The sequence below is a fragment of the Bradyrhizobium sp. genome (assembly GCF_019242285.1).
GTDB lineage: Bacteria > Pseudomonadota > Alphaproteobacteria > Rhizobiales > Xanthobacteraceae > Bradyrhizobium.
This window is the reverse complement of record NZ_JAFAVV010000643.1, coordinates 1-2,602: the sequence shown is the minus strand read 5'-3', so window position 1 is coordinate 2,602 and position 2,602 is coordinate 1. Positions and strand designations below refer to the sequence as shown.

The following is a 2,602-nucleotide window of genomic DNA, read 5'->3' as shown; positions in this document are numbered from 1 at the left end:
TCGATCTCGGCGATCGACCTTTCGGTGCGCTGACCGGTCTGCTCGACCGCGCCGGTCGATTGGCGGACCTGCCGGTTGATCTCCTGCACGGATGCCGACAATTCCTCGGTGGCGCCGGCCACCGCGGAGACGTTCCGCGATGCCTGGGTCGTGGCGTCGGCCGCGGCGGTCGCGCGGCCGTTGGCCTCGGCGGTGACGCGGGTGATGGTCTCCGCCGCGTTGCGCGCGGTCGAGGCGCTGGCCGAGACCGCCTGCGTCACGGCGCCGATCGCCACGCGAAATTCCTCGACGGACGCCTCGATGTGACGGTTGCGCGTCTCGCGCGCCTGCGATTCCACGGACACCTGCGCATTGAGATTGCGGTTGCGGGTCATCGCCTGCTGGAACACGCCGATCGCGCGCGCCAGCTCGCCGATCTCGTCGGCGCGCCCGACATGCGGGACCTCGACCTGCTCGGCGCCTTCGGCGACGCGGGCGATGGTCGCGGTGATGGTCTTGAGCGGCCGCGCCACCGAATAGGCGATCAGCACGACGCCGGCGACGACGACCAGTAGAGCGAAGCCGCCGAGACCGGTCAGGACGAGCGAAAGCCTGCGGTTGGTCTCGGTCTGCTCGGCGATGCGCCCGGCGCGTTCGGCATAGACTTTCGAGAGCACCTCGAGATCCTTGTTGAGCGCCTGGCGCACGTTGCGATTGGCATCGTTGTCGCCCCACTCGCGGCCTGCCGCGGGATTGATCTCGACGCCGCGCCGGACGAGTTCCTTGCGGAATTCCACGAACTGCTCGATCCGCTTCTTGAAGGTGGCGAACTGCTCGGCGTCGTCGGATCGCACGATGTCCTGCCAGCGCTTGACGATGTCCAGGATGCGGTCGTTGAACTTCAACAGGCCGTCGCCGAACTTCCTGGCAGTGGGAATATCGGCGGACATGTAGACGCCGCGCGATTCCATCACGACCGCGTAGACCAGCGAGTTGACGCGCTCGACATTGAGGGCCGCGGCATTCGCGGTCTCGATCGCGTGGGTGAGCTCGGCGGCCTGTCGCGTGTTGTAGTCGGAAAGGACGGCGATCGACGCCGTCAGCAGCGCGAACAGGGCGAAGATCGAATAGAGCCTCGCCGCGAGCGAGAGCCGGGAGAGAAACGACATGCTTGACTTGGAGCTGTGGGCTTGAGTGATGTCCGGCATTGCGACCCTCCGATCGAGCGTCCGGGCGCGCCGGTCAGTGCGAAGGATGTCGAATCTTGATGGAAAAAGCCTTAATGCGCGAACTTTGTTGCCGCGCAACTAATTTTAAAATTGTCCATTAAATTCATGAGGTTGTCAGGCCGTTCGTCCTTGCAAACGGCGGCGAGAAAGCCGGTCCGTATTATTACGGGACGAGGCCCGCCTGAAAGGCTAAAGGTGCTGACGTTGGGGCGGCCATTCGGCCTTGTTGCGCCGCGGCGGCGACGGCATGCTGGCGCTGCCGGGAGCGCGCCCGTCCGGATCGGGCGACCCCGGGGAACCCCGCGGAGCTGCCATGGTCTATCGCCACACCATCGATGCCACCTCCCATGTGTTCGATGATCTGCGCGACCTGCTTGCCAAGGCGACGCCGCCACGCTCGGGCGACCGGCTTGCCGGAATCGCGTCCGGCAGCGCCGAGGAGATGGTCGCGGCCCGCATGGCGCTGGCCGATGTGCCGCTGGCGCGCTTCCTCGAGGAATGCGTCATCCCCTACGAGGAGGACGAGGTCACCCGCCTGATCGTCGATGGCCACGATGCGCAGGCCTTTGCGCCGATCGCAGCGCTCACGGTCGGCGCGTTCCGCGACTTCCTGTTGTCGGATGCGGCAACGCCCGAGGTGCTGCGGATGCTCGCGCGCGGGATCATGCCGGAGATGGCGGCCGCGGTCTCCAAACTGATGCGCAACCAGGACCTGATCCTGGCGGCGAAGAAATGCGAGGTCGTCACCGCGTTCCGCAACACCATCGGCCTGCGCGGCCGCATGAGCGCGCGATTGCAGCCCAATCATCCTTTCGACGATGCGAGCGGGATCACCGCCTCGATCCTCGACGGCCTTCTGCTCGGCTCGGGCGATGCCTGCATCGGCATCAATCCGGCGAGCGACGATCCGGCCGTGATCGGCGGCCTGCTGCGTCTGCTCGACGAGATCGTCACGCGGCTCGAGGTGCCGACCCAGGGCTGCGTGCTGACGCATGTCACGACCACGCTGAAGCTGATCGAAGAAGGCCTGCCGGTCGACCTGGTGTTCCAATCGATCGCAGGCAGCGAGGCCGCCAATCGCAGTTTTGGCGTCGATCTCGCGCTGCTCCGCGAGGCGCAGGCAGCCGGCCAGGCGCTGCAGCGCGGAACGGTCGGCGGCAATGTGATGTATTTCGAGACCGGGCAGGGCTCCGCGCTGTCGGCCAATGCGCATCATGGCGTCGACCAGCAGACCTGCGAGGCGCGCGCCTATGCAGTGGCCCGCGCCTTCGATCCCTTGCTCGTCAACAGCGTGGTCGGCTTCATCGGCCCGGAATATCTCTATGACGGCAAGGAGATCATCCGCGCCGGGCTCGAGGATCATTTCTGCGGCAAGCTGCTCGGCCTGCCGCTCG

Annotated in this window: 2 protein-coding genes; one reads left to right on the top strand and one right to left on the bottom strand. The window is 66.3% G+C overall.

Annotated elements, in window-relative coordinates:
* On the bottom strand, window positions 1-1,148 hold a 1,148-nt coding region (locus JOY90_RS26105), incomplete at its 3' end, for a HAMP domain-containing protein (RefSeq protein ID WP_291693987.1).
* Window positions 1,149-1,521: 373 nt separating this feature from the next.
* Between JOY90_RS26105 and eutB the strand changes: the two genes are divergently transcribed.
* A partial coding sequence (eutB, locus tag JOY90_RS26100) for an ethanolamine ammonia-lyase subunit EutB (RefSeq protein WP_291693986.1) occupies window positions 1,522-2,602 on the top strand: 1,081 nt, incomplete at its 3' end.